We start from the raw sequence: 2,165 nt of genomic DNA, 5'->3' as shown, positions 1-2,165 counted from the left end.
CCTCACGGACGAAGTTTGACACGATTCGATAGAACGCTTCTTGAGCTTGCTCCTGGCCAGCGAGGAACTCCCGTCTGCGCTGGCCGTCGCTCGCCTGGAACTCGAGATCGAAAACGCGCCAACGCCGCGACTTACCGTAGGATCGCTCCACGATGTGGTGACCGAAGTAATCGAAGCAGCTCTTGAGATAGCGGGCCGCGTCGCGAGTGTGGCGACGAGGGTGCTCGAGCACCTGCCGTAGGTACTCATCGTATGACAGCACGCGCTTCTCGGCCAAGAAGCGGTCACGGACTGCAGCGCTCAAAGACTCGAGCTCGCGGTCGTCGTTGGTCATTCAGGGCCCGCGGAGAATAACTCGTGTGTTTCGGCGAGGACTGGGCGCCGCTGGCGAGGCGCGACGACGAGGAGTACTGGAAATACTCTGAGGAGGAGCAACACGGCCAGCGCTGGTCAGAACCGGCGAAATGGATGAGCTCTTCTTCCGCGGGCCCTGAGTGAAGGCGAATGTGGGTGCGGCTCCCGGCGGCTCCCAAGCGACGGGTCCAGGCGGCCGCAGGTTCGATGCCAGCGCCACGCTCCTGCACCGATTGTGGCCCGCCATCGTTGACGCCCCGGTTCGCGTAAACCACTATGCTGTCAGCCTGGAGGAAATTGCAATGCCCAATGTAGTTGACAGTTTCATGGCAAACGTGATCGCCAAAAACCCGAGCGAGGCGGAATTCCATCAAGCGGTGAGAGAGGTGATCGAGTCCGTGATGCCGGTCGTCGAGACGACACCGGCCTACCGGCAGGCCCGAATCCTGGAGCGGATGGTGGAGCCCGAACGAGTGATCGTCTTCCGGGTGCCATGGGTCGACGACCGCGGCGATGTGCACGTAAATCGAGGCTTCCGCGTCGAGATGAACAACGCCATTGGACCCTATAAAGGCGGGCTGCGCTTCCACCCCAACGTCAACATGGGCGTGCTCAAGTTTCTGGCCTTCGAACAGGTGTTCAAGAACAGCCTGACCACCTTGCCCCTGGGAGGCGGAAAAGGCGGGTCCGACTTCAACCCCAAGGGCAAGACCGACAACGAAGTCATGCGCTTCTGCCAGTCGTTCATGCGCGAGCTGTTCCGCTACATCGGACCTCATACCGACGTCCCGGCCGGCGACGTAGGCGTGGGGGGCCGCGAGATCGGCTATCTTTTTGGCCAGTACAAGAAACTCAAGAACGAGTTCACCGGCGTGCTGACCGGAAAGGGCCTGAACTGGGGCGGATCCCTCATCCGGCCCGAAGCGACCGGATACGGCGCGGTCTATTTTGCACAGGAGATGCTCGCCACACGGGGCCACGACTTCAAGGGGGTTACCGCGACCGTGTCAGGTTCCGGCAACGTCGCCCACTATGCCGTGGAGAAGCTGAACGAGCTTGGCGGCAAAGCGATCACGCTGTCGGATTCGGACGGGGTCATCGTGGATGAGGACGGCATCGACGCGCACAAGCTCGCCTGGGTGAAGGAGCTCAAGGAGGTTCGCCGCGGCCGCATTCGCGAATACGTCAAGCAGTTCCCCAAGGCAGCCTACCTGGAAGGCAAGCGCCCCTGGGCTGTTCCCTGTCAGCTCGCGCTGCCATGCGCCATCGAGAACGAGATCAGCGCCGAGGACGCCCGCACGCTGGTCGACAACGGCTGCGTCTGCGTGTCCGAAGGCGCCAACATGCCGTCGGTGCCCGAGGCGATCGGCATCTTTCTGGAACGCAAGATCCTGTTCGGGCCCGGCAAGGCAGCCAACGCGGGCGGAGTTGCAACCTCCGGGCTCGAAATGGCCCAAAACGCCATGCTTCTCAACTGGCCGCGCGAAGAAGTGGACGCGCGGCTTCAGAGCATCATGAAATCGATCCACAGTGCCTGCGCCGAGCACGGCAAGGAAGGCGATTTCATCAATTACGTCAAGGGAGCCAACGTCGCGGGCTTCATCAAGGTCGCGGATGCCATGCTCGACCAGGGTGTAGTCTAAGGCGTCGGGTCAGAATAATGTTGCCAGATCGGTGCCGCGCGCTTCCGCCGTATCGCGGGTTTCGAGGCGCCCGGCCAACCCGGCGCCTAATGTAGCGTTTCCTCGATGGCCCCGGCGACCACCGCCAGCAACCTTCCGGCTCGATCCTGGTACGAAACGTTCCGGCAT

General features: G+C 62.2%; 2 protein-coding genes. One reads left to right on the top strand and one right to left on the bottom strand.

Features of this window, described 5'->3' with window-relative positions; all coding sequences use genetic code 11:
* The coding region (locus tag MJD61_22475; protein MCG8558025.1) for a serine protein kinase PrkA at positions 1-334 on the bottom strand (334 nt) is incomplete at its 3' end.
* 322 nt (positions 335-656) lie between these two features.
* Here MJD61_22475 and gdhA point away from each other — a divergent pair.
* Complete coding sequence (gene gdhA, locus MJD61_22470; GenBank protein MCG8558024.1) at positions 657-1,997, top strand: NADP-specific glutamate dehydrogenase; 1,341 nt, start codon at positions 657-659, stop codon at positions 1,995-1,997.
* Positions 1,998-2,165 lie beyond the last annotated feature (168 nt).

This window comes from Pseudomonadota bacterium (assembly GCA_022361155.1).
In the GTDB taxonomy this organism is placed as follows: domain Bacteria; phylum Myxococcota_A; class Polyangia; order Polyangiales; family JAKSBK01; genus JAKSBK01.
Note: the sequence above shows the minus strand (reverse complement) of the source record. Positions and strands in the feature narration are given on the sequence as shown.